A 3,326-nucleotide genomic window follows, 5' to 3' on the forward strand; every position below is an offset into this window, starting at 1 on the left:
ATTATGTTTTGACATCAGAAAACACCTCCAAATTTATTTTACCAAATTTGAGGTGCTCCTTTTTAGTTGTATCTAATTATAGTGGCAGTTCCAAATTCACTTGGTTTCTTTTTTTAGACGTTTTTAGCGATGTATTTTTCTAAATTATCCATTGCAACAAAAGTTTTTTCAGAAGTGATTTCTGGGTCAATAAGTTTGAAAAATTCGATGCTACTTGCTGCAAAATCAGTCACTGGTTGTAAAATTTCTTGGTTGTATTCATAAACATTGATATCTGCTAGTTTTGTTGGTAATTGTAAGTCATGATAAAAGGGCAATAACTGGTCAATTTCAGCAAAATCATTAGTGTAGCTTAATTGTACCAAGACACCATAAGCAACTTTCATACCATGTAATTTGCTGTGGGTAGCTGGTAAAAATGATAAGCCATTATGAATAGCGTGAGCGCCAGCTGTTCGACCAAAGCTGACCGCAAAACCACCCACTTCACCTGCTAAAGCGATAATTGTATCAGTAATACGACCAAAAGCAACTGAAATTGTTTGCTCTTCTAAAGAAGTGACTGCTGCTCTAGCATCCGCTAATAAAATCGTCAAAATTTCTTTCGCGCTAGCAATGCCTAAACGAATAAAAGCAGTTTGCTTTTCAGCAGGTAGACGACGCGTGATGCCTTCAATCTCATACCATTTTGCAACAGTATCGCCAATGCCAGCAATTAAATAATCTTTTGGCGTGGTCAACAGAAATTGCCAATCAACAAGGCAAAGGTAAGGGGCTCTTTTAAAGAAGCCCATCCGCTTAAATGTATGGTCTGGGTGATAAACAGCAGCAACTGGTGTGTAAGGAGCACAATTAGAAATCAAAGTAGGAATGGTAGTTAATTCACAATCCAAAAGTTCAGCGGTTAATTTAGCGGTATCTGCCACGCGTCCACCACCAATCGCGATAACCATATCTGCTCTTCCGATTTCTTTAGCTAGGCGGGCTGCATCTTCATCGCTGGCACTACCATCGTAAGGAAATACTGGATAAGGCAATTCTTTTTGATAATAATCATTAAAAATTTTCCAAGAGATTTCACCAGTAATAATGATAATTTTTTCAAAATCTGTTAAATATTTAGGTAAATCTTGTAAAATATTTGCGCCACTAACAAAACGATTCGCGCCAGGGCGGACTTCATTAGCTATATCCATAAAAACACTCCTTGTTTAGTTCATAGTATTAATTTTTATTATTTTACGTTGAAAAAAATTTTCTGTCAATGAATTGAAAGAATTTTCAGAAAATAATTATCAAAAAGAGCGGAAAAATAAAAGCAGCTGCCAAGGCAAACTACTTTTATGGCTTATAGGAATTAGGAATAAAGAAAGATGTGTTAACTTTTAAAGTTGATTAGCTTCAAAAAAGACGATATATTTATCAACAATTAATTTTAAGAAAGCTTGGGTTTTTTCGATAATTTCACCATCTTCATCAATTGATTGGCTAATATTGCCGATATAAGCTTCTGGTTGTTGCAACGTTGGGATATTAAGGAAAACTAAAGATTGGCGTAAATGATGGTTAGCACCGAAACCGCCAATTGCTCCTGGTGAAACAGAAACAACTAAACCAGGTTTGCCATCCCAAACGCTTTGACCATAAGGGCGAGAACCCACATCTAAAGCATTTTTTAAAACTGCTGGTACGGAACGATTGTACTCAGGCGTTACGAAAACCACACCGTCTAATGTGTTCACTTCATTTCTAAAACGTTGCCAAGCAACTGGTTCTTTGCCAGCGACATCTAAATCTTCATTATATAAAGGTAAATCACCAAGTTCTACAAAAACGGCTTCAAAGTCAGCAGGTAAAAAATGTGCTAGTTTTTCTGCAACTTTACGATTGTAAGAATTTTTACGTAAACTACCAATGAAAAAACCAATTCTTTTTGTCATAATAAATTTCCTCCTCGTGCGTTTCATAATAATAATTTTTCAAAGATAAATTAGGCTGAATGATTCAGTTAACGAATCTTTGTACTATTAGATAAGCTTTAAGCTTACCTTTATGATAGAGGGAAATAGGGAAAAGTACAAATGATATGCTTTTTATAGTTTAATTCAGAAAAAATATTTTTTTAGATTGTAAATTTAATCCCAGTCATTTTTTCACTTAGTAACCAACATCTTTCAGCTAACTGAGGATCAATCGCCCAAGGACGCACACCATAAGGAGCTTGACTGTCTTCAGAGACGATTTCAGCGATATCTGCATCTTCGCAATAAACGCCACCGATGGCTGCTAATTCTGCGCTAGTTGCACACCAGACTGATGTAGTTGCTCCTTGTTGAATGGTTTTAAAAGCATCGCCAGTTTGTGGTTTACGGATGATATTTAGTAATTCAGTAAGATGAAGACCACGCATTAGTTTAGCAGATAAGCGAGTTAGCGCTACTTGATAGTTGGGCTTTATGCCTACAATACTTTCAGCAAATAAATCTGATGAAGGAATAGGTCCCGGATGCACAGCAAAGGCTCGGATATTGTCTTTTTTAGCAAGGGTATCTAAATGAACCATAAATAGTGAAAGGGCTGATTTAGAGGCAGCGTAAGCACGATTGGCTGAGTAGACCGTTTTTTCAAAATTAGGATCATCAAAAAGAACACCACCCCAGCGATGACCGCGAGAAGTTACTGAGATAACACGAGCGCCATGAGCTTTTTTTAATGCTGGATATAAGCGAGCTGTCAATTGAAAATGACCTAAGTGATTGGTAGCAAATTGATATTCATAGCCGCGATGATCTCTGGTTAAAGGAATCCCGATGATTCCAGCGCTATTAATCAGAAAGTGCAGAGGGCGATTGCTATCTACAATTGTTTTGGCAGCTAAGTCGATGGTTTCTGGTTTTAATAAGTCAAAATAGATAATTTCGGTATTAGGAATTTTTTTCAGATTGTGCTGTGCACGTTTGATATCACGAGCTAAAACAGTCACATGAGCACCAGCAGAAACTAAAGCTTTGGTAGTCCATAAACCAATGCCAGTATAGCCACCAGTGACTACGGCATTTTTTCCATGTAAATCAACATCAGTCAATACATCTGCTGGCGTTGAAAAGTGATGATAACCTGTTAATAAAGGGTTTTGCATATTGTTTTCCATAATGATTATTCATTCCTTTTAGTAACTAATTTTATAAAATATTAGTTGTTATTGTTTATTACTAAAAGATTATAATCAAAATAAAAGGGGCTGTGACAAAAGTCTCTAACAAAAAACGCATGAAATAACGAAAAATCGTTCATTTCATGCGTTTTTTCTAGTAAAATAAAAAAGA

The 3,326-nt window shown here is 36.0% G+C and carries 3 protein-coding genes; all 3 read right to left on the minus strand.

All coding sequences use genetic code 11. The annotated features are described in order from the left end of the window. Nucleotides 1-113: 113 nt before the first annotated feature. The 3 genes from M2139_RS14155 to M2139_RS14165 all read right to left on the minus strand — a co-directional run bounded on the left by M2139_RS14155 (nucleotide 114) and on the right by M2139_RS14165 (nucleotide 3,151). Nucleotides 114-1,196, minus strand: a complete 1,083-nt coding sequence (locus tag M2139_RS14155; protein WP_280739505.1) for an iron-containing alcohol dehydrogenase family protein — start codon at nucleotides 1,194-1,196, stop codon at nucleotides 114-116. A 189-nt stretch (nucleotides 1,197-1,385) separates the two neighbouring features. Continuing rightward, nucleotides 1,386-1,940: an NAD(P)H-dependent oxidoreductase gene (locus tag M2139_RS14160; protein ID WP_280739506.1), complete on the minus strand. Its 555-nt coding sequence runs from the start codon at nucleotides 1,938-1,940 to the stop codon at nucleotides 1,386-1,388. A 182-nt stretch (nucleotides 1,941-2,122) separates the two neighbouring features. Next, nucleotides 2,123-3,151, minus strand: coding sequence for an SDR family NAD(P)-dependent oxidoreductase (locus M2139_RS14165; protein WP_280739507.1), 1,029 nt, complete (start codon nucleotides 3,149-3,151; stop codon nucleotides 2,123-2,125). Nucleotides 3,152-3,326 lie beyond the last annotated feature (175 nt).

The sequence above is a fragment of the Enterococcus sp. PF1-24 genome, from assembly GCF_029893325.1.
Lineage (GTDB): Bacteria > Bacillota > Bacilli > Lactobacillales > Enterococcaceae > HY326.